Origin of the sequence: Rhizobium sullae (assembly GCF_900169785.1) — a bacterium.
Classification (GTDB): Bacteria; Pseudomonadota; Alphaproteobacteria; order Rhizobiales; family Rhizobiaceae; genus Rhizobium; species Rhizobium sullae.
Map to the genome: position 1 here is coordinate 222,753 of NZ_FWER01000004.1, position 20,980 is coordinate 243,732.

Sequence of the window (20,980 nt, forward strand, 5' to 3'; positions counted from 1 at the left end):
CGGTACGCCGATCGTCACAAAAGGTTCACTGAAATGGCGAAAGAGATCGAGCGGAAATTTCTGGTACGCAACGACGGCTGGCGCGCAAAGGCCGAGACGAAATCGCTCCTTAGGCAGGGCTACATCGCCTCGATGGACGACCGCTCCGTGCGTGTGCGCATCCTCGACGGAAAGAAAGCGAAGCTGACGATCAAGATTGGCCGCAGCACTGTCACCCGCGACGAGTTCGAATACGAAATCCCTGTTTCCGATGCCGAAGAACTGATGCAGAGCGCCATCGGCCTCGTGATTGAAAAGACGCGCTACCGCGTGCCGCATGACAGCTTCGTCTGGGAAGTCGACGTTTTTGCCGGCGCGCACCGCGGGCTGGTGATTGCGGAAGTGGAAATGGAGTCCGAGGATGACAATCCCTCCCGTCCCGCTTGGCTCGGCCGCGAAGTGACCGGCGATTTCCGCTATTCCAACCAGGCACTCGCCACCGAATTCGAGTACGATCAGGATGCCCTTTCGCATACGGCCTGATGCGGATTTTACCGATGAGTTCCGAAGGGTGGCGACGGAACAGCTTGAACGCGCCATTGCCGTTCTTGAGAAGCGGCCGGACGGCGCGGACGAAGCGGTCCATGATTTTCGCAAGAACCTGAAGCGGCTGCGCTCGCTTTACCGGCTCGTGGCGAAAGAGGTGCCGGACTTTCAGAAGTGCGAAAATGCCAGACTGCGCGACATCGCAAAATCGCTCTCGGCGATCAGGGACGCAGCAGCTCTGATCGGCACCGCCGAATATCTGCAAAGAGGCGCCCGCAGCGACGCAGAGAGCGAGGCGCTCAGCCGCATCGTCGCCGTTCTGGAAGCACGCCGCGACTGGATGGCCAAGGCCGAAAGCGGGCTTGAACAGAAGCTTCACGAGACGGCCGTGACGCTGAAGGATGCGATCGCCGCACTCGACGAGGTTTCCTTCAAAAACAGCCATCGCAGAAACGCTCGCATGCTCGCCAAAGGCTGGCAGCGAACCTTGCGAAGGGCGCGGGCGGCGCTCACGGCATGCCACGATACGGCAGCAGCCGAAGATTTTCATGAACTGCGCAAGCGAACCTATGACTACCGGCTCTATCACGCGCTGCTGCGCAATCTGTGGCCCGCCGCGATGAAGGCGAAGCACGATGACGCCGAGGAACTGGCAGAGCAGCTCGGCCGTATAAATGATCTCTCGGTGCTTTCGCAACTGGTTGAGGCCGAGCCGCAGCTCATTACCCGCAACGAAGATCTCGCTCATCTGCTCGACGCCATCATCTTCCGCCAGCAGGAAGAGCGGCACAGCGCTCTTGCCAGCGCCGAACGCGTCTTTGCCGACAAACCGCGGCGCGAGGCTAGCCGTATCGAAGCACTCTGGCTGTAGTTTGAAGCTGAATCTCGAAGGTGGGCTGATCCGTGTCTTCAGGTCGCATTGCCAACGCTTGCGCGAAAACGCTGCAGACTGTATTTCAGCGCGCATGACCGACAGCATCAATCACACCAGCCCGTTCCTCGTGGCGGCGCTTTACCATTTTGTTTCCGTGCCGCGCTTCGAAAGCCTGCGCGAGCCTCTGCAGGCGCTTTGCGAAGAAAACGGCGTGAAAGGCACACTGCTTCTGGCGCATGAGGGCATCAACGGAACGATCGCCGGGCCGGATGTGGGCATCCGGACGGTGCTCGCCTATTTGCGCGCGCAGCCGGAATTCGCGGCGCTAGAGCACAAGGAAAGCCGCTCATCCAAGATGCCTTTCCTGCGCATGAAGGTGAAGCTCAAGAAAGAGATTGTCACGATGGGCGTCGAGAATATCGACCCTAACATGGTCGTCGGCACCTATGTGACGCCGCAGCATTGGAATGCGCTGATTTCCGACCCCGACACCATCGTCATCGACACACGCAACGACTACGAGACGGCGATCGGTACCTTCCGCGGCGCGGTCGACCCGAAGACGAAGACCTTCCGCGACTTTCCGGAATGGGTGCGCCAGAACACCGGCCTGCACAACAAGCCGAAGATCGCCATGTACTGCACAGGTGGTATCCGCTGCGAAAAGGCGACGGCTTTCATGAAAGAGCAAGGTTTTGAGGAGGTCTACCACCTCAAGGGCGGCATTCTGAAATACCTGGAAGAAGTTCCGCAGGAGGAAAGTCTCTGGGATGGCGCCTGCTTCGTCTTCGACGAGCGAGTCTCGGTCGAGCATGGACTCAAGGAAGGCGAGCACAAGCTCTGTCATGCCTGCCGCAATCCGATTACCGCAGAGGAGATCACGTCGCCTCTCTACGAGGAAGGCGTTTCCTGCTGCAACTGCTACCACACGCGCACCGACGACGACCGGCTGCGCTACCGTCAACGGCAGCTCCAGATCGCGCTTGCCAAGAAGCGCGGTCAGAAGCACATCGGGATTTAGGGTCAGGCAGCGGTTATCCGGCGCGGCATCGCGTCAAGCGCACGGCGTGCCTCAAGCATTTCGGTGATTCTGTCTGCCGGCACCGGCTTGCTGAAGAAATAACCCTGGAGGCAATCGCAACCGAAGAGACGGGCGGCGAGCGCCTGCTCTTCTGTCTCGATACCCTCGGCCGTCACCGGAATATTCAATGAGCGGGCCAGCGCGACCGTCGCTTGCAGCATCTCGCGCTGGCTGTCGCTTTCGGTGACGCCCTCAATCAGCGAGCGGTCGATCTTGATGCGGTCGAAGCCGAACTGGCGGAGATAGCCGATCGATGAAAAGCCCGAACCGAAATCGTCGAGCGCTATCTTGACGCCGAGCGTCTTCAGCCGCTCGATCGAATGGCGGGTGCGCTGCGGGTTTTGGATCATGTAGCCTTCGGTGATCTCGAGCGTTATGCGCTCCGCCTCGATCTCCGTCTGTTTCAGGACATAGCGGACATAGTCGGTAAAGGCCGGGTTCCGGAACTGGCCGGGGGAAACGTTTACGGCAACACGCAGTTCGGGCCACTGCTTGGCCGTCTCGCAGGCTTTGCGCAGCACGAAAAGACCGAGTGCCTCGATAAGCCCGCTGGTTTCTGCGATCGGAATGAAAACCTCCGGCGAGACTGGCCCGTAGCCAGGACGGTTCCAGCGCACCAGCGCTTCGACACCATTCATCTCATGAGAGGAGGCGTCGATCAGCGGCTGATAGGCCAGTGTCAGATCGCCGCTTTCGATCGCGATGCGCAGATCGAGTTCAAGCGCATTTCGCTCCTCGCGGTCGGCATCCATAGCGGGATCGTAAAGCGTCATGCGGGCCCGACCGGCTTCCTTGGCCTTGTACATCGCAAGATCGGCACGGCGGACCAATTCTTCGCGGCCGATCGTCCCGCCAGCGGCCATCGCGATGCCGATACTGGCGCCAATGACTACGACGCGCCGGCCGATCTCCAGCGGCTCCGCCAGGAAATCCAGAATCTGTTCCGAAAGCTGCAGTGCATCGGCGTTGCCGCCTTCGGACTGGAAGGCGATCGCGAATTCGTCGCCGCCAATGCGCGCCAGAACCGCACCCTCTGGGATCAGCACCTTGAGACCGGCAGCAACCGCGCGGATCAACTGGTCACCGGTCCCGTGCCCGTAGCTGTCGTTGACTTCCTTGAAACCGTCGAGGTCGAGATAAAGAAGCAGCACGTTCTTGCCGGTCTGCTTGGCCTTGGCAACGACGTCATCGACAGCAATTCCCAAGCCTTCACGGTTCGATAGCCCACTGAGGCGATCGCGGAGGGCATCCTCGCGGGCATTGTTTTCCTCTGCCTTCAGCCGGCGTCCAGCGAGCCAGCCTATGACGAGCAGCACAGCAAAGAACAGCCCGACGAGACCGAGCGCCTTCACAACCGTCGGACGCACTTGGGCGTAGCTGATGTCGCCCGGCGAACGCGAAATCCACACGAGTTTGCCAAGCGCCTTACCGGCGGCATCATCGATCGCCACGGAATACTGCGCGTCGTAAGCGGCTGGCACCAGCTTCAAACCCTGAATAACGTAGGTCTCACCGAGGCCCTTGATCGTCGCGTCGTTCAGATGCCGAGCAAAAATCAGGTAGCGGCGCTGGCCGACGGGTGTATTCAAGGCGCCGGATTTTTCCCGCACGAGCGCAACGCCAACTGCCGCGATGCCGCTCTTGGTGCCGATGAAACCTACGGCTTCCGGTGATTCAAGTCCGGCGGCGTTCACTTTGTCGAACAACGTCCAAAGCGATGGCGCAAAGAAATCATCAAGCGCTTCACTCATCGACAGGCCATCGCGATAGACCATCAGCGGCTTCTTATCGTCATCTACGACGATTGCCATGTCGAAAAGCGCGCTGTTGGAGGACATTTCGCCGTAGTTGCTGATCGTCCAAGCCATGCCATCCGGGGCATAGACATTGACGGCCGCATCGTCCCAGGCGGCATAGTCGTTCAACGTTGCGCCGAGCTGGGCTACGAATGTCTTGAGAGCGCCAGCCGTGGTTTCACGAGAACGTTCGTCGTCGAGAATATTGGCGTTATCGGTGACGCGTGACAGCGCCGTCAGCACCATGACGGTTACGACCGCGACCATGACCGCAAAGGAAAAAAGCACACCCGTAACAGTTGCGTGGCGGCCAATCCCCAAAGCTTGATTTTTTTGCCTAAAGAACGCAGGCATACATTGCTCCCCGATAACGGAGGACTTTGCCAGTCAAGGCTTCAAAAACGGTTAAAGCGAACGGTACAAGGCCTCATCCGTGTGATTTTTCTCCATCAAAATCACTCGGCGTTAAAAACCCTCCCCGCGGAACGGGAAGGGCTTGATTTCATAACGGTGTTTTAGCCGCGGCTTACCAGCCTGCGATGACCGAGCCCTTGAAAGTATCGGCGATAAACTGCTTCACAGCATCGCTGTGGTAGGCTTCGACCAGCGTCTTGACCCAAGGCTGATCCTTGTCCTTCTCGCTAACCGCCAGAATGTTGACGTAAGGCGCCTTCTCACCTTCGCGGGCGATCGGGTCCTTCGCCGGGTCAAGACCGGCTTCCAGTGCATAGTTGGTGTTGATAACAGCGGCATCCACGTCGTCAAGCGAGCGCGGCAGCTGGGCGGCATCGAGTTCGGCGAACTTCAGATTCTTGGCATTTTCGGTGACATCGGCAGGGCCGACCTTCAGGCTCGCGCCATCCTTGAGCTTGATGAGTCCCTTGTCGGCGAGGATCAGCAGAGCACGGCCGCCATTGGTCGGGTCGTTGGGGATCGCAACGGTAGCGCCATCAGCAAGCTCGTCCAGGCTCTTCACCTTCTTGGAATAGACGCCCATCGGGAAGTTGACCGTATAGGCGACGTCAACGATCTTGAAGCCGCGATCGGCGACCTGGTTGTCGAGATAGGGCTTGTGCTGGAAGGAGTTGGCGCTCAGCTCGCCATCGGCAAGCGCCTGGTTCGGCACGACATAGTCGGAAAATTCCAGGATCTCGATGTCGAGGCCTTTGGGCGCTGCGACTTCCTTCACTTTCTCCATGATCTGTGCATGCGGACCCGGCGTGACGCCGATCTTGATAGTTTCCGCCGCGACGGCAGTTCCAAAGACCGCCGCAAAGGCAGCCGCGAGGATGATTTTCTTCATCGGGTTTTCTCCTTGGGTTATGGGCAATTCGATCAATTCTTGCGGGATCGCTTGTCAAAGCGGCGCGCGAGCGCATCGCCGGCGCTCTGCACGGCCTGGACGAGCAGGATCAAGACGATGACGACGACCAGCATCACATCCGGCATGAAGCGCTGGTAGCCGTAACGGATGCCGAGATCGCCGAGCCCGCCTCCGCCCACCGCGCCGACCATCGCCGAGTAGCCGATGAGGCTGACCAGCGTCATTGTGAGCGCCAGCGTCAGCGCCGGACGCGCTTCGGCAAGAAGCACCTTGCGTACGATCTGCATCGGGGTCGCACCCATGGCGCGGGCGGCTTCGATCAGACCCTTGTCTACGTCGCGAATGGCGGCTTCGACGAGCCGCGCAAAGAACGGGATGGTTGCGATCGTCAGCGGCACGATCGCCGCCTTGGTGCCGATCGACGTGCCGGTGACGAGGCGTGTGAAAGGAATGATTGCGACAACAAGGATGATGAATGGCGTCGAGCGTGTCGCGTTGACGATCAATCCAACGATCCGGTTCACGGAAGGCGCCGGAAAGAGCTCGCCGCGACCGCTGGTCGCCAGGAACACGCCGATCGGCAGCCCGACAAGGGAGCCGATGAAGCCCGCGATCGCCACCATGCGCAGCGTATCGAGCGTTGCCTTGCCAATGAGAAGCAGGAGATCAGGAGACATAGCCGAGCACCTCCGCAACGAGACCGTTCGCCTCGAAGAATTTATCCGCATTCGCGATAGTGGCATCGTCCGCTGCATAGGCGATGATGAGGGAGCCATAGGGTTCGCCACCGATCTCGTCGACGGTTCCGGCGATGATGTTGATATCCGAACCCAGCGTCTGGATAAGCCGCGAGATCAGCGGCTGTTCTGCCGTCCGACCGAAAAAGGTGATGCGCACGGCAACGCGCCCACCCGCTGTCTTTTGCGGCCGCAAGCCGAATGCGAGCGCTGCAGGAAGCTTCGAGCCCGGCAGGCCGGCCAGCAATGCGCGCGTGGTCGGATGTTGCGGCCGAGTAAAGACATCGAAAGTGTGGCCGCGCTCGACGATGATACCCTCGTCGATGACGGCGACGTCGCTGGTGATGGCTTTGACGACCTCCATCTCGTGGGTGATCAGAAGCACCGTTAGCCCAAACTCCGCATTGATGCGCTTCAAGAGCTCGAGGATCGACTGGGTGGTCTCTGGATCGAGCGCGGAGGTCGCTTCATCGGAAAGCAGGAGCTTCGGCTGCGTGGCGAGCGCGCGGGCAATGCCGACGCGCTGCTTCTGGCCGCCGGAAAGTTCTGCCGGATAGCGGTCGCGCTTATCGGAAAGTCCGACGAGATCGAGCAGCGGCTCGACGCGTGCGCGAATGGCTTCCTTGTCGTAACCGGCGATTTCCAGGGGCAGCGCCACATTGCCGAAGGCCGTGCGCGAAGACAGCAGGTTGAAATGCTGGAAGATCATGCCGACCGAACGGCGGAGGGCGCGCAGGCCGGCCTCGTCCAGATCGGGAACGTTGACGCCATCGACGATGACCTTGCCGCTTGTCGGACGTTCCAAGCCGTTGACAAGACGGATCAGTGTCGACTTGCCGGCGCCGGAACGGCCGATGATGCCGGTAATGGAGCCGCGCGCGACGGCAAAATCGATTGCATCAAGCGCGGTAAACGATTTGTCCTCGGCGCCGAAGCGTTTCGATATGCCTTCGAAGAGGACGGTATTTGCGGCATTTGCCGCGTTGGAAGAGTCGGAATGCATGGATGCTCTCGATGTTCAAAAAGGTCCGCAGTCGCTGAATGGCTGAGGACGCGGCGCGTCTGGTCAGGCCGGCATTCGGCAACGCATTCGGAACAGAGAGGCAGTCTTTATCATCGCACAACCGGAATATTCAATTTGATCTGCGCATGGCTGCCATACGCTGGGATGTAATGTTTATGGCGGAGTTCCAGTCGCGATTGACAGAGAGATTTTTTCTTTGAATCGGCTAGAGCAGCAAAAAACCACTCATTGTCCAATTGTCTGAATCACGAAGCGCGCCGCTTGTTTCTTCTCCCTGGTGGGGAGAAGTGCCGGAGCGTCAGCGCGGCGATGGGGTGAGCGACAAAAGGAGCGAACGACCGACAACAATGAAGTCGAGCCGGCCGTACGATCCTCCTCCGGCCTTCGGAATTCAAGCGACCTTATGGTTACCCTTGGGAAACTGGCTTGCCAGCTCCCGGTACCATTTGCCGCTCTTCTTCACGGTGCGGACCTGGGTGTCGTAATCGACGTGGACGAGGCCGAAACGCATCTTGTAGCCCTCCGCCCATTCGAAATTGTCCATCAGGCTCCAGGCGAAATAGCCGCGCATCGCGTAGCCGTCCTTGATGAGATCGGCGACGACAGCAAGGTGATCACTGTAGTAGTCGAGACGCGGCTGGTCATCGACCTCGCCGTTGACCACACCCATGTTGTAGCAGGCACCGTTCTCCGTGATGTAGCATTCCGGCAGTTCGTAGCGACGATAGAGGTCTTCGACGACATGCTTGAGACCGGGCGCATAGACTTCCCAACCGATATCCGTCTTCACATCGCTCACACGCGGCGCTTCGACCGTCCAGGGGAAATCGCCGTTCTTCGCCGGGTCGTCGGCAACACGCAGCGGTGTGTAGTAGTTGAGCCCCCACCAATCGAGCTTCTGGCTGATGATCTTCAAATCTCCATCTTCGATGATGGGCATGCGATCACTGAGCGATTCCACGAACTCCTTCGGATAATCTCCTTTGAAGACGGGATCGAAAAAAGCACCATTGTGGAACTGATGCGCGCGCTCGCCGGCGGCGAGATCCGCCTCGCTTTGCGATCCCGGCATGACGGACATTGCATTCAGCACCAGACCGACCGGCACCTTCGGCGCCTCGGCACGGATCGCCTCGACTCCAAGTCCGTGCGCAAGGTTCATGTAGTGCATGGCGTGAAGCGCTGCCTGCATGTTGCGCTCGCCCGGGGCGTGGATGCCGTAGAGGTGGCTGAGCCACACGATGCACCATGGTTCGTTGAAGGTCGCGACGCTGTCGAGGCGGTCACCAAAACGCGCCATGACGGTCTTCGCGTAGCGCTGATAGGCATAGGCCGTGGAACGCGCCGTCCAGCCGCCGTCGCCCATGAGCGTGAGCGGCAAATCCCAGTGAAAAAGCGTTGCAAAGGTCTTGATGCCGCGCGCCTTGCAACCGTCGATGAGACGATCGTAAAAATCGAGTCCGGCTTCGTTCACAGGCCCGGTGCCATCCGGAATGATGCGCGGCCAGGCGATCGAGAAGCGATAGGCCTCGACGCCCATCTCCTTGATCAGGTCAAGGTCCTGTTCGAGCCGGTTGTAATGATCGCACGCGACGTCGCCATTGTGGCGGTTATAGACACGACCCGGCATGTTGCAGAAGGCATCCCAGATCGACGGCTTGCGGCCATCAGCCTTGGAAGCGCCTTCGATCTGAAAGGCAGCCGTCGCGACGCCAAAGGTGAAATCGCCCGGAAAACGGGCGGCGAGTGTCTTAGGATCGATCATTTGACCCCCCTGGTGATGGACTGGTCGTTCGAGCGGCGGTTTAGCCAAGTGAACCGGCGTTGTACAGAGTGGAAATGTCAAAACTGTAACGTTGCAGACGGATAGCGGACCTAGCGGTATGGGTTCCACCCCTCACCCTGGCCCTCTCCCCGTAAACGGGGCGAGGGAACGTGCCTCACTCACAGCACGTTCTGCTGAAACGGCGCGGCATATCCCTCCCCGCGAGCGACGAGAAGGTGGCGGCACCCGGATGAGAGGTTAGTCCAGAAACTTGGCCATCAGACCTTCACCCAAGCGCCATTCCGCTTCGATGAAGCAACGCAGGCCTCGACGAAGGCAACCCCCTTCACGCCGTCATCGACAGTTGGATAAACCACGGCCTTGTCGACCGCTTTGCCCTTCTTGTGCGCATTGATGGCGTGCGCCGCCTCCGTGTAGATCGTCGCGAAGGCTTCGAGGTAGCCTTCCGGATGACCGGACGGAATGCGTGAGACGCGAGCAGCGGCGGCACCTGAACCCGCGCCGTTGCGGGTGATCAGCCGCTTCGGCTGGCCGAACGGCGTGTACCACAAGTAGTTCGGATCCGCCTGCACCCACTCGAAGCCGCCCTTGGTGCCGTAGACGCGGATCTTCAGGCCGTTTTCATGGCCGGGCGCCACCTGACTGCACCAGAGCATGCCCTTGGCCGGCTTCTCCTTGCCTTTTGCCTTAAAGCGCAAAAGCACGTGAGCATTGTCGTCCAGGCGGCGGCCTTCGACGAAACTATCGAGATCGGCGGCGAGGCTATCCAGTTCGAGGCCGGTGATGAAGGAGGCAAGGTTATAGGCATGCGTGCCGATATCGCCGGTCGAACCGCCCGCACCCGACTGCGCCGGGTCGGTGCGCCAGACGGCCTGCTTGGCGCCGGTCTGCTCGACAGGTTCGGTCAGCCAGTCCTGCGGATATTCGGCCTGCACGATGCGGATGTCACCGAGTTCGCCATTGGCAATCATCTCGCGCGCCTGGCGGACCATCGGATAGCCGGTGTAGTTGTGCGTCAGGATGAACAGCGCGCCACTCTCGTCGGCGACCTTCTTCAGCTTCTTTGCATCGGCGAGGTTGGAGGTCAGCGGTTTGTCGCAGATGACGTGGATGCCCCGGCGCAGGAATTCCTTGGCGGCATCGTAGTGAACATGGTTCGGCGTGACGATCGAGACCGCCTCGATGCCGTTCTTCAGCTTCGCCTCGCGGATCGCCATTTCCCGGTAGCTCGCGTAAGTGCGCGACGGATCGAGCCCGAGGTCGCGGCCCGATGCGGTCGCCTTTTCCGGTGTCGACGACAGCGCACCTGCGATGAGTTCGTACTGGTCGTCGATGCGGGCCGCTATCCGATGCACGGCGCCGATGAAGGCGCCCGCCCCGCCGCCGACCATGCCGAGGCGGATGCGCGGCTCGCGCGCCTGTTCCGTTGATCCTTCAATTGCCATTCGTTCCTCCAAAGAAATGAGTGTTTACCGACGGTGCCGCGATTCCCTTCTCTCCCGGCGGGGGAGAAGATGGCGGTAGCCGGATGAGCGGCAGGGGACGCAGTTTTCGCTGTTTGCTCAGGACGTCGCTCCGCTCCTCATCCGTCCTTCGGACACCTTCTCCCCACTGGGGAGAAGAAAAAAGCAAGGCTCAGAGCCCGAGCATGCGGCGGTTCGCCGCTTGGTCCGTGCCGCTGCCGGCAAAATCGTCGAAGGCCTTCTCGGTGACGCGGATAATGTGTGCCTTGACGAAATCGGCGCCTTCACGCGCACCGTCTTCCGGATGCTTCAGCGCGCATTCCCATTCGACAACGGCCCAGCCGTCGAAATTGTTGGCGGTCATTTTCGAGAAGACGGCGCCGAAATCCACCTGGCCGTCGCCGAGCGAGCGGAAGCGGCCGGCACGTTCGACCCAGCCTTGGTAACCGCCATAGACGCCCTGACGCCCGGTCGGATTGAACTCCGCATCCTTGACGTGGAACATCTTGATGCGGTCCTTGTAGATATCGATGTTGTCCAGATAATCGAGGCACTGCAGGACATAGTGCGACGGGTCGTAGAGCATGTTGGCGCGCGGATGATTGCCGACGCGCTCCAGGAACATCTCATAGGTCACACCGTCATGCAGGTCTTCGCCCGGATGGATCTCATAGCAGACATCGACGCCTTGGGCATCGGCATGGTCGAGGATCGGCTTCCAGCGGCGGGCAAGCTCATCGAAGGCCGTTTCGACAAGACCGGCTGGACGCTGCGGCCACGGATAGATGAAGGGCCAGGCAAGCGCGCCGGAAAAGGTGGCATGCGCCTTGATGCCGAGATGCTTGGAGGCCGTCAGCGCCATCTTCACCTGCTCGACTGCCCATTCCTGCCGCGCCTTCGGATTGCCGCGCACTTCCGGTGCGGCAAAGCCGTCGAAGGCCTCGTCATAGGCCGGATGCACGGCTACCAGCTGACCCTGGAGATGGGTCGAAAGCTCGGTGACCTCGACACCATTCTCGCGCGCCTTGCCGGCGAATTCGTCGCAATAATCCTTGGAGCTGGCAGCCTTCTTCAGATCGATCAGCTGACCAGCCCACGTCGGAACCTGTACGCCCTTGTAGCCGACATCAGCCGCCCATTTGGTGATTGAATCCCATGAGTTGAACGGCGCGGCGTCGCCCGCAAACTGCCCGAGGAACAGGCCAGGCCCTTTGATCGTCTTCATGTCAGAATCCTCCCTGATGATCGACCGTAAACGTTTATGATAACTTCCAACACGCGTTCTGGCGGGTGCAAGGCGCCTCCACGCTTCTTGCAGCAGATGTACCTGAAAAGCCGAAAGTCAAACCGAAGCGAACTAATCATGCCTGCCCGGAGGCTGCAAGAGGTACGTGCAGCAATCTTTGCTGCAGCGTGTGCGCAAACAAAGAAAATGCGCCCGTCCTTGCGAACGGGCGCATTGCAGTCGGATGATCAGAACGGAGAATCCGGGAAGTAGAAGTCCTTGGCGTTATCCTTGGTAACGAGCGTTGCGTCGAGAATGTAGGTGCCGCGGACAGGGACCTGATCGTAGAAATTCGCAGCCGTCATTTCCATCGCCGTGCCGACCATTGCCGGCGGATAAAGAACGTCGACCGGGATCAGCTTGTCGCCATCCATCACCTTCTTGACCATGTCCTTGGAGCCGGCGCCGGCGATGACATACTGAATGTCCGTACGCTTGGCCTGCTCGATGGCCTGCAGCACGCCGACGGCCATGTCGTCGTCCTGGCACCATACGACGTCGATCTTCTGATACTTCGTCAGATAGTCCTGCATGACCTTGAAGGCGTCGTCGCGGTTCCAGTTGCCGTATTGGCGATCAAGAACCTTAACGTTCGAACCGGCGATGCCCTTGTCGAAGCCGTCTTGGCGCTGCTGGTCGATCGGGATCGGCAGGCCGCGGATGACGACGACCTCCGCATCCGGCGTGTTTTCCTTGATGTACTTGCCGGCAACTTCGCCGAGCGCCGGGTTATTGCCGGCAACGTAGAGGTCACGAACGGAATCGTCGTTGTTGCTCGGCGCACGGTCAACGAGCGCCACGAACTTGCCGGCGTCCTTGATTTCCTTAATGGCGTTGACGAGCGGATCCGGATCCGACGGCAGGATGACCAGCGCGTCGATGCCCTGCGTGGCAAGATCCTGCACGGCGTTTGCCTGGCTTGCAGCATCCGGCGAGGTCTTGACGATAACGTTGAGGCCTGGATGCTCGGCCATCAGCAACTTGGCCACGCGTTCCGCATGAAACACGACGCCAGCAGTCCAGCCATGGTCGGCTGCTGGAATTGAAACGCCGATCGTTACCTTCTTGTCCTGGGCGTACGAGACGCCCGTGAGGACCGCCATGGCGGCGACGGCCAGCCCCATAATTCGTTTACGCATTTTTCTCTCTCCCAAATAATGACTGGGCCTATCGATCGAGGACCGGGCGACCCATAAACCCGGCTATTCACGGTTTGCGCACCAGCGACCGCTGAACCAGCATGGCGATGATGATGATCGCCCCCTGGATGGCACCGATCAGGTATTCGCTGATAAAATTCGAAAGCAGCATGATGTTGCCGACGAGTTCGAGAATGAAGGCGCCGCAGATCGTGCCCCAGACCCGGCCCGCGCCACCCTTGAGCGCCGTGCCGCCGACCACCACGGCGGTGATCGCCTGCAACTCCCAGAGGATGCCGGTCGTCGCCGATGTCGAGCCAAGCCGCGGCACGTAGAGAAGCACGGCGATGGCTACGCACAGGCCCTGGATGACGAAGGCGATGGTACGCACACGGTTGACGGCGATGCCGGAATAACGCGCCACATCGCTGCTGGAGCCGACCGCCACGACATGCCGTCCATAGCGGGTGCGGTAGAGGACGAAGGCTGCAACGCCGGTGACGGCAAGGATCACGGCGATCGGAACCGGCACGCCGAGGATGGAGCCAAAATAGGCCGGACGGTAGAGCGTCTGCAGTTCAGGCTCGCGCAGCGTGATGGCCCCGCCCTGCGAAAGCCAGGTGGTCAAGCCGCGATAGACGCCCATGGTGCCAAGCGTCGCGATGAAAGGCTCGATCTTGCCGACGGTGGTGATGAGACCGTTCGCGAGCCCGCATGACGCGCCGATCACAATCGTAAGCACGACAGCAGCCGTCAGCATCAGCGCCGGATCGGCGATCGCTCCGGAATTCATGAACAGGATCATCAGGCTGGCGACGAAAGCGACCATCGACCCCACGGAAAGGTCCAGGTCGCCCGCAGAGATCACGAAGGTCGCGCCGACCGCGATGATGGCAATGAAAGCGCTTCTCGTCGCGACGTTTGCAAGGTTCGTGATGCCGATGAAATTCGGATTGACCAGCGCGCCAACCACGAGAAGCAAAGCCAATGCCGCAAAGGGCGCGACCGCCCGAAGATCGACATCGCGCCACAATCGGCGCCGACTTTCTTTTTCGCTGCTTTCCTCACTTGCACTCATGCTCAAAACCAACCTCCCGTCCCATTGCCCCTGGGAATTCGCCCGCTACGCCTCGACCGGATATTTCACCTGGTCAGGCAGCAATCTTCTTTTTCAATCCCGCCGCGTAGCGCATGATTTCCTGTTCGGAGATTTCATCACCCTCCAGAATGCCAACGACCCGCCCTTCGCGCATCACGGCAATACGCGTGCAAAGCCCGATCACCTCCGGCATCTCCGAAGAGACCACGATGATCGAATGGCCATCACGGGCCAGAGCCGAAATGAAATGGTAGATCTGCTGCTTGGTGCCGACATCGATGCCGCGGGTCGGCTCGTCTATGATGATGATCTGCGGCTCGATCTCCATGACTTTGGCCAGAAGCAATTTCTGCTGGTTGCCACCGGACATGCGGCCGGCAACGATGTTGCCGTCCCTGACACGAATGTCGAAGCGGCGGCGCGCTCTCGCCATCGCAGAGGCTTCACTCGCGGCGCTCAGATAGCCAAACCGGCCATGCTTGTCCAAGGATTGCAGCGTAAGATTGGCGATCATGCCGGAATTGAGAAGCAGTCCCTTAGATTTGCGGTCCTTGGTCATATAGGCCAAGCCCGCGCGGTTTGCGGCATGAACATCGTGCGCGGGCACGGACTGCCCGTTGACCGTGACTTCGCCAGCCGAGCGCGAGCGCAGACCCATGATCGCCTCCATAAGCTCGGTGCGGCCGGAGCCAATCAAGCCGGAAAAGCCGAAGATCTCGCCCCTCCGGACCTCGAAACTCGCATCACGGACATAGTGGGTCGATACGGACTTGACGCTGAGAACAATCACTTCGTCGACATTGGGCTCATGCTTGGCAGGATATAGGCTGGAGAGTTCGCGCCCGACCATCAATTGGGCGATCGATTCACCGTCTAGGATGGAGGTGGGCGAGGTCTTCACCCATTGGCCATCGCGCAGCACGGTGACCCGGTCCGTCAGTTCCATGACTTCGTCAAGCTTGTGGGAAACGAAAACGAAACTCGTTCCCTTGTCGCGAAGCTTGCGCACCTGTTTGAACAGGCTGTTGATCTCCTCGCGAGAGAGCACGGCGGTCGGCTCGTCCATGAACACGATCCGCGCATTGCGGCTGATCGCCTTGGCGATCTCCACCATCTGCTTGTCGGCGATCGAGAGCGTGCTGATCTGCGCATTCACGTCGACATGCGAGCCGAGAAGATCGAGGACACGCCGCGCTTCAGCACGCATATACTTGCGGTCGAGGACGCCCAAACGCGTGACCTCGCGGCCGAGAAACAGGCTCTCGGTGACGGTCAGATGTTCGGCGAGATTGAATTCCTGATGGATGATGACGATGCCGAGCGCTTCGGCGGCACCATTGGGCGGCAGCTTCACCGGCTTGCCGTCGAGCAGGATTTCGCCGGAGCTTGGCTCTTCGAAACCGGAAAGGATCTTGACGAGGGTGGATTTGCCGGCACCGTTTTCGCCCATCAGCGCATGGATTTCGCCGGCGCGAAGATCGAAATTGACGCTGAAAAGGACCTGCACGCCGCTGAACGACTTGCTAATTCGCCTTGCGGACAGCACCACCGCGCCGTCGTCGACGGTCTCCGGACCCATTATTCCCTCCATACGGCTCCCGTCCGCTGACGGATTGTGTAAACCTTTACATTGCCCATGTAAAGGTTTACATCATAGCCCACACGGCAATTTTTCAGCGTCGCCTTTGACCTTCGGGGAAGTCTGTGTAGTGTCCCGGGTCAAGACGAGACCCAAGGCAGAGCGCAGTGTCGAATTCCAGCCCCGCAACAATCGAAGATGTCGCCCGAATTGCCCAGGTTTCGATTGCAACGGTCTCCCGCGCAATCCATATGCCTGAGAAAGTCGCGAACTCGACGCGCCTCAAAGTCAATCAGGCAATCGCCATCACCGGCTACACAACGAATGCGATGGCGCGCAGCCTGCGGCTCGGGCGCTCGAACATGATTCTTGTCGTCGCGCCTGACATCGGCGATCCGAATTTCTCCAACATCTTGATCGGACTGGAGAATGAGGCGCGCGCACATGGCTACGGCATCCTTATCGGCCATACGCAGAATGATGCGCAACGCGGCCTCGAATATCTGAAATTCCTGAATTCCAACCAAGCGGCCGGGCTGATCCTCTTCACCGGCATCCTGCCCTTCGGCCATCAGACGATGACGGCGCGCCTGCCGCCCAGCGTTGGCGTATTCGAGCCGGTCTTCAACGGTGGTATTCCCTATGTCGGCGTCGACGATACCGCCGGAGCCCGCAAGGCAGTTGATCTGCTGATTGCTGAGGGCCACCAGAAGATCGCCTTCATCGGCGATTCGCGCACCCGCCTGGCCTATAGCCGACGGCGCATGGGTTATGACGCGGGACTGGATGCCGCAGGCATCGGTGCCGATCTTCGAATTGTCTTCGAAGGTGACGGCACGATCGAAAGCGGACGACTGGCGGTCGAACAACTTTTCATGCGCGATACCCTGCCGACGGCCTTCATGTGCGTCAACGATCAGACAGCGATCGGCGTGATAATAGGCCTCGGTGCGCGCGGCTACGATATTCCACGGGATTTTTCCGTGACCGGCTTCGACGACGTGCCGCAGGCGGTCTTCATATCGCCATCGCTGACGACGATCCGCCAGCCACGCACAGCCATCGGCAAGCATGCCATGGCGCTCCTGCTCGAACTCCTGTCAGACGGCCAGCCAGCCGAGACAGAAATCCTGCTCAGACCCGATCTGGTGGTCCGCAACTCGGTCTCCGCGCCCTCGCGCAACTGGACGTGGAAGTAGGACAGACGGCGGCGGCAGCCGAATGAAAGCTGCCGCCGGCCGCATCGCTCAAACGTAGCGGTTGACGACGTTTTCCAGCAGTTCCTGCTTTCCGGACTTCGGTTGCGGATTGATGTCTTTGCTCTCGACCCAACCGGCGATCTGCTCCAGCGAGTATTCGCCGCGCAGCAGCTTTTGGCCTTCGGCGGTGTTCCAGCCGGCGTAACGGTCTTCGAGCGGCTTGGAGAGAGCCTTGTCCTCGATCATTTTGGCCGCCGCCTTGAGACCGCGGGCGCAGCAATCCATGCCGCCGATGTGGCCGATCAGCAAGTCTTCCGGATCGAGCGACTGGCGGCGGAGCTTGGAGTCGAAGTTCGTGCCGCCGGTCTTGAAGCCGCCGCCTGCCAGGACGTGGTAGTAGGCGAGCGCCATTTCCGGAACGTTGTTCGGGAACTGGTCAGTATCCCAGCCGGACTGGTAATCGTTGCGGTTCATGTCAATCGAGCCGAAGATGCCGAGCGCGTTGGCAAGCGCCAGCTCGTGCTCGAAGGAATGGCCGGCGAGGATCGCATGGCCCTGCTCGATGTTGACCTTCACTTCGTTTTCGAGGCCGTTCTTCTTCAGGAAGCCGTAAACCGTCGCAACATCGTAGTCGTACTGGTGCTTGGTCGGCTCCTGCGGCTTCGGCTCGATGAGGATCGTGCCCTTGAAGCCGATCTTGTGCTTGTATTCGACGACGAGGTTGAGGAAGCGGCCGAGCTGGTCGAGTTCGCGCATGAGATCAGTGTTCAGCAGCGTCTCATAGCCTTCGCGGCCGCCCCATAGAACGTAGTTTTCGCCGCCGAGCTTCTGCGTCGCATCCATGCAGGTCTTCACCGTCGCAGCCGAAAATGCAAAGACATCCGGATCCGGATTGGTCGCAGCCCCGGACATGAAGCGGCGGTTGGAGAAGAGATTCGCTGTGCCCCAGAGCAGCTTGACGCCGGACGCCACCTGCTTCTCGGCGAAGTAGTCGACGATCTCGTTGAGGTTCTTCGTGTTCTCCGCAAAGTTCTTGCCTTCCGGACGCACGTCGGCGTCATGGAAGCAATAGAACGGCGTTCCGAGCAGTTGGAAGAATTCGAAAGCGACGTCGGCCTTTAGCTTCGCAGCCTTCATCGTGTCTTCGAACCACGGACGCAGGAAGGTCTGGCCGCCGAAGGGGTCGCCACCCGGCCAGGTGAAAGTGTGCCAGTAGGCAACCGCGAAGCGCAGATGGTCTTCCATGCGCTTGCCCATGACAATTTCGTCGGGCTGGTAGTGGCGGAAGGCCAGCGGATTGGTGCTATCCGGCCCTTCATATTTCACTTTCTGGATGTCGCCGAAAAATCCGGTGCTCATGGTTTTGTCTCCTTGGGTTTCAAATTGTTGTTCTGCCAGACGGCCCCCTCGTCCGCCTGCCGGCACCTTCTCCCAGTTGGGAGAAGAGACCCGCTGCAACATCGCGCCTCTTTCGAAGCCGGTTCTGCGAGGCTCCCCCTCTCCCCTCGGGGAGAGGGTAGTGTGAGGGGGCTATCCGAACTAATGCACCAGCGATTTGATCGCCGGATAAAGCGCCCGGTAGCGTCTGTAGGCATCCTCATACGTACCGCTCAAAGCCGCGACCGGCTCGATCGTTCCTGCCGTCTTTGGCGGCGTGCATACGGCAACCGGATCGGCACGTGTGGCCGCAATCAGGCCGAGGCGGGCGGCACCGAAGGCCGCGCCGAAATCGCCGTCCGCCGGCAGGTCTACCGGGACGCCAAGCGCCGTTGCGATCGACGCCAGCCAGTAGCGCGAGCGTGAACCGCCACCGATGGCGGTAACGCGGGAAATATCCGTGCCTGCCGAACGCAGGGCTTCAAGATTGTCGCGGATGGCGAAGGACACGCCTTCGAGCACCGCCTGCGTCAGCACCACCCGGCTGCTTTCATGCTCAAGGCCGATGAAGGCGCCGCGTATGACGGCATCATTGTGCGGCGTGCGCTCGCCTGAAAGATAAGGAAGAAAGGTGACGCCGGATGGTGCCTTCAGCGCCTCGCCGAGTTCGTTCGTGAGGTCTGCGGCGGATTTGCCGGTGACGTTCGAATGCCAGTTCAAGGCATCGGTGGCCGAGAGAATGACGCCCATCTGATGCCAGGTGTTCGGCAGTGCGTGGCAGAAGGCATGGACCGCACTCTCTGGCTTCGGCAGATAGGCGGAATTCGCCGCGAAAAGAACGCCGGAGGTGCCGAGCGAGACGAAGGCCGCCCCATGACTGACCGTGCCCATGCCGCAGGCAGATGCCGCATTGTCCCCTGCCCCGCCGGCAACGACGACATCGCCCGCAATGCCCCACTTGGCGGCAAGTTCGCCGCGTAGTTTGCCGGCCTGCTCAGTCCCTTCGACCAGCTTAGGCATCTGATTCTCGTCGAGACCCGTCGCAGCCAGAAGCTCCGGCGACCATTTGCGCTTGCCAGTGTCGAGCCATGACGTGCCTGCCGAGTCCGACATTTCCGACATGTGCTCACCGGTCAGCCAGAGCCGCAAATAGTCCTTCGGCAGCAGCACCCAGCGTACCTTGGCGAAGACTTCCGGCTCGTTTTTGGCGATCCAGGCAAGCTTCGGCGCGGTGAAGCCGGGAAAGACGATGTTACCGGTGAGCCTACGGAACCTCGCATCCGCATCCAGCGCTGCAGCCTCAACGTGAGAACGCGTATCGTTCCAGAGAATGCAGGGACGAAGCACCTTGTCATCGGCGTCGAGCAGCGTCGCGCCGTGCATCTGGCCGGAAAGGCCAACACCCTTGACGGCCGCAAATTCCTTCGGATGTTTGCCCTTCAGGCCCGCTACTGCCTCCTCCGTCGCACGAATCCAATGCGACGGTTCTTGTTCCGACCAGCCGGAATGCGGACGCGCAACCTCGAGCGAACCATTCGCCGAGCCGATGATCTTCTGATTGCCGTCGATGAGCATCGCCTTGACGCCCGAGGTTCCGAGATCGAGACCCAGATACATGTCATTCTCCTTGCCGTTACGGCAGATTGTCTTTCAGGAATATGTCGAGGCGGATGCGCTCTTGCGCATCGATGACGGCAAGCCCGTCGGCCTTTGCTTTAAGAACCCGGATTGCGCTGCGCACCTCGTGGCCGGCGTTCTGATTGAGGATTGCATCGATCGTGCCGTCGATGAGGGCCGCGCGTGTATGGACGGTCAACTCATGGGCAACGACCGTCAAAGTGCGGCATGATGCTTTCGCCTTCAGCGCTCTGATAAGGCCACGGTTGCCGGCGCCCAAGCTGTAGACGCCAATCACCCGCTCGTGCTTGGCCAAGGCATCGGCGACCAGCATATGCGCCAGTTCGGGATCGTCGCGGCCTTCGAGGACCGGCCGGACGGAAAGCTTTGGAAATTCCTGCGCCATCAACGCGGCGAAGCCTTCCAGCCGCTCGCGATGGTCGCGCACCAGCATGGAACCCGCAAGCACTGCCACCTCGCCCTCGGCATCGCCAAGAAAGCGTCCGAGAAGACGCGCTGCGGTTCTTCCGGCGGCGATATTGTCGATACCCGCATAGTGATGTCGGCGGGATCCTGTGAGGTCCGAAACCAGCGTCACGACAGGAATGCCGACGGCTACCAGCTTGTCGACTGCGGCGACCACTTCCGGTGCATCGATGGCGACGAGCGCGATCCCGGCCGGACGTTCATCGGCAAGTTTTTCGAGTGCCGCGACCAGAGCAGCGGGATCGAAGGCGGCAACTTCAACCGTCCGGATGCTCGTCCTCTCGGCCGGCGAGCGGATCATCGCTTCGCGGATTTCGGCGTTGAGGCCGTGCATGAAGGAATTGTCGGAGGCAGGCAGGATAAAACCCAGCGGATAAGTGCGGCCCTTGGCAAGATTGGCGGCAGCGACATCGCGGACATAACCGATCTTGCGGATTGCCGTTTCCACCTTCTCGCGTGTGATGCGGCGGACACCGGGGCGCTGGTTCAGCACGCGATCGACGGTCGCGAGACTGACCCCTGCCGCAGCGGCGATATCATGAACTGTAGGCCTCATCGCTCCTCCTGATGAAACCATTAACTCCAAATC

17 protein-coding genes are annotated in these 20,980 nt (G+C 60.3%); 4 read left to right on the forward strand and 13 right to left on the reverse strand.

The window, feature by feature from the left end; genetic code table 11:
- Window positions 1-33: 33 nt before the first annotated feature.
- From BN1800_RS05725 to trhO, 3 genes are all read left to right on the forward strand, one after another.
- Window positions 34-522 (forward strand): CYTH domain-containing protein, encoded by a 489-nt coding sequence (locus BN1800_RS05725; RefSeq protein WP_086995336.1) that lies wholly within the window; start codon window positions 34-36, stop codon window positions 520-522.
- Window positions 500-1,396, forward strand: a complete 897-nt coding sequence (locus BN1800_RS05730; protein WP_086995339.1) for a CHAD domain-containing protein — start codon at window positions 500-502, stop codon at window positions 1,394-1,396. The genes BN1800_RS05725 and BN1800_RS05730 overlap by 23 nt, the downstream gene beginning before the upstream one ends.
- A 94-nt stretch (window positions 1,397-1,490) precedes the next feature.
- A complete protein-coding gene (gene trhO / locus BN1800_RS05735) occupies window positions 1,491-2,420 on the forward strand; it encodes an oxygen-dependent tRNA uridine(34) hydroxylase TrhO (RefSeq protein ID WP_086995655.1) in 930 nt (309 codons plus the stop codon).
- 2 nt (window positions 2,421-2,422) lie between these two features.
- On the opposite strand, the gene BN1800_RS05740 is transcribed toward trhO, so the two are convergent.
- From BN1800_RS05740 to BN1800_RS05790, 10 genes are all read right to left on the reverse strand, one after another.
- Window positions 2,423-4,630: a bifunctional diguanylate cyclase/phosphodiesterase gene (locus tag BN1800_RS05740; protein ID WP_086995342.1), complete on the reverse strand. Its 2,208-nt coding sequence runs from the start codon at window positions 4,628-4,630 to the stop codon at window positions 2,423-2,425.
- A 172-nt stretch (window positions 4,631-4,802) separates the two neighbouring features.
- Complete coding sequence (locus BN1800_RS05745; protein WP_086995345.1) at window positions 4,803-5,579, reverse strand: MetQ/NlpA family ABC transporter substrate-binding protein; 777 nt, start codon at window positions 5,577-5,579, stop codon at window positions 4,803-4,805.
- Between the two features lie 32 nt (window positions 5,580-5,611).
- Window positions 5,612-6,277: a methionine ABC transporter permease gene (locus BN1800_RS05750; protein ID WP_086995348.1), complete on the reverse strand. Its 666-nt coding sequence runs from the start codon at window positions 6,275-6,277 to the stop codon at window positions 5,612-5,614.
- On the reverse strand, window positions 6,267-7,340 hold the full coding sequence (locus BN1800_RS05755; protein ID WP_086995350.1) for a methionine ABC transporter ATP-binding protein: 1,074 nt from the start codon (window positions 7,338-7,340) through the stop codon (window positions 6,267-6,269). The genes BN1800_RS05750 and BN1800_RS05755 overlap by 11 nt, the downstream gene beginning before the upstream one ends.
- Before the next feature lie 412 nt (window positions 7,341-7,752).
- Window positions 7,753-9,126, reverse strand: a complete 1,374-nt coding sequence (locus BN1800_RS05765; RefSeq protein ID WP_086995353.1) for a GH1 family beta-glucosidase — start codon at window positions 9,124-9,126, stop codon at window positions 7,753-7,755.
- A gap of 278 nt (window positions 9,127-9,404) precedes the next feature.
- Window positions 9,405-10,592 carry a Gfo/Idh/MocA family protein gene (locus BN1800_RS05770; protein WP_027507943.1) on the reverse strand — a complete coding sequence of 396 codons (1,188 nt, stop codon included), beginning with the start codon at window positions 10,590-10,592 and terminating at the stop codon, window positions 9,405-9,407.
- Window positions 10,593-10,782: 190 nt separating this feature from the next.
- Window positions 10,783-11,835, reverse strand: a complete 1,053-nt coding sequence (locus BN1800_RS05775) for a sugar phosphate isomerase/epimerase family protein (protein WP_027507942.1) — start codon at window positions 11,833-11,835, stop codon at window positions 10,783-10,785.
- A gap of 248 nt (window positions 11,836-12,083) precedes the next feature.
- Window positions 12,084-13,034: a substrate-binding domain-containing protein gene (locus BN1800_RS05780; protein ID WP_027507941.1), complete on the reverse strand. Its 951-nt coding sequence runs from the start codon at window positions 13,032-13,034 to the stop codon at window positions 12,084-12,086.
- Window positions 13,035-13,101: 67 nt separating this feature from the next.
- A complete protein-coding gene (locus BN1800_RS05785; RefSeq protein ID WP_027507940.1) occupies window positions 13,102-14,112 on the reverse strand; it encodes an ABC transporter permease in 1,011 nt (336 codons plus the stop codon).
- A gap of 73 nt (window positions 14,113-14,185) precedes the next feature.
- On the reverse strand, window positions 14,186-15,712 hold the full coding sequence (locus BN1800_RS05790; protein ID WP_027507939.1) for a sugar ABC transporter ATP-binding protein: 1,527 nt from the start codon (window positions 15,710-15,712) through the stop codon (window positions 14,186-14,188).
- 167 nt (window positions 15,713-15,879) lie between these two features.
- Here BN1800_RS05790 and BN1800_RS05795 point away from each other — a divergent pair, with 167 nt between their 5' ends.
- Window positions 15,880-16,911, forward strand: a complete 1,032-nt coding sequence (locus BN1800_RS05795) for a LacI family DNA-binding transcriptional regulator (RefSeq protein WP_086995356.1) — start codon at window positions 15,880-15,882, stop codon at window positions 16,909-16,911.
- A 48-nt stretch (window positions 16,912-16,959) separates the two neighbouring features.
- On the opposite strand, the gene xylA is transcribed toward BN1800_RS05795, so the two are convergent.
- From xylA to BN1800_RS05810, 3 genes are all read right to left on the reverse strand, one after another.
- The gene (xylA, locus tag BN1800_RS05800; protein WP_086995359.1) at window positions 16,960-18,270 is read right to left on the reverse strand and encodes a xylose isomerase; all 1,311 of its coding nucleotides are present in this window, start codon (window positions 18,268-18,270) and stop codon (window positions 16,960-16,962) included.
- A 180-nt stretch (window positions 18,271-18,450) separates the two neighbouring features.
- The gene (gene xylB, locus BN1800_RS05805; protein WP_086995361.1) at window positions 18,451-19,905 is read right to left on the reverse strand and encodes a xylulokinase; all 1,455 of its coding nucleotides are present in this window, start codon (window positions 19,903-19,905) and stop codon (window positions 18,451-18,453) included.
- A 16-nt stretch (window positions 19,906-19,921) separates the two neighbouring features.
- Window positions 19,922-20,947, reverse strand: coding sequence for a LacI family DNA-binding transcriptional regulator (locus BN1800_RS05810; protein WP_086995363.1), 1,026 nt, complete (start codon window positions 20,945-20,947; stop codon window positions 19,922-19,924).
- Window positions 20,948-20,980 lie beyond the last annotated feature (33 nt).

Coding starts and splice junctions, on each gene's coding strand:
- trhO (WP_086995655.1), top strand. CDS start 1,491: ATGACCGACAGCATCAATCACACCAGCCCGTTCCTCGTGGCGGCGCTT.
- BN1800_RS05790 (WP_027507939.1), bottom strand. CDS start 15,712: ATGGGTCCGGAGACCGTCGACGACGGCGCGGTGGTGCTGTCCGCAAGG.
- BN1800_RS05755 (WP_086995350.1), bottom strand. CDS start 7,340: ATGCATTCCGACTCTTCCAACGCGGCAAATGCCGCAAATACCGTCCTC.
- BN1800_RS05765 (WP_086995353.1), bottom strand. CDS start 9,126: ATGATCGATCCTAAGACACTCGCCGCCCGTTTTCCGGGCGATTTCACC.
- xylA (WP_086995359.1), bottom strand. CDS start 18,270: ATGAGCACCGGATTTTTCGGCGACATCCAGAAAGTGAAATATGAAGGG.
- BN1800_RS05750 (WP_086995348.1), bottom strand. CDS start 6,277: ATGTCTCCTGATCTCCTGCTTCTCATTGGCAAGGCAACGCTCGATACG.
- BN1800_RS05810 (WP_086995363.1), bottom strand. CDS start 20,947: ATGAGGCCTACAGTTCATGATATCGCCGCTGCGGCAGGGGTCAGTCTC.
- BN1800_RS05780 (WP_027507941.1), bottom strand. CDS start 13,034: ATGCGTAAACGAATTATGGGGCTGGCCGTCGCCGCCATGGCGGTCCTC.
- BN1800_RS05725 (WP_086995336.1), top strand. CDS start 34: ATGGCGAAAGAGATCGAGCGGAAATTTCTGGTACGCAACGACGGCTGG.
- BN1800_RS05740 (WP_086995342.1), bottom strand. CDS start 4,630: ATGCCTGCGTTCTTTAGGCAAAAAAATCAAGCTTTGGGGATTGGCCGC.
- BN1800_RS05730 (WP_086995339.1), top strand. CDS start 500: ATGCCCTTTCGCATACGGCCTGATGCGGATTTTACCGATGAGTTCCGA.
- xylB (WP_086995361.1), bottom strand. CDS start 19,905: ATGTATCTGGGTCTCGATCTCGGAACCTCGGGCGTCAAGGCGATGCTC.
- BN1800_RS05775 (WP_027507942.1), bottom strand. CDS start 11,835: ATGAAGACGATCAAAGGGCCTGGCCTGTTCCTCGGGCAGTTTGCGGGC.
- BN1800_RS05745 (WP_086995345.1), bottom strand. CDS start 5,579: ATGAAGAAAATCATCCTCGCGGCTGCCTTTGCGGCGGTCTTTGGAACT.
- BN1800_RS05770 (WP_027507943.1), bottom strand. CDS start 10,592: ATGGCAATTGAAGGATCAACGGAACAGGCGCGCGAGCCGCGCATCCGC.
- BN1800_RS05785 (WP_027507940.1), bottom strand. CDS start 14,112: ATGAGTGCAAGTGAGGAAAGCAGCGAAAAAGAAAGTCGGCGCCGATTG.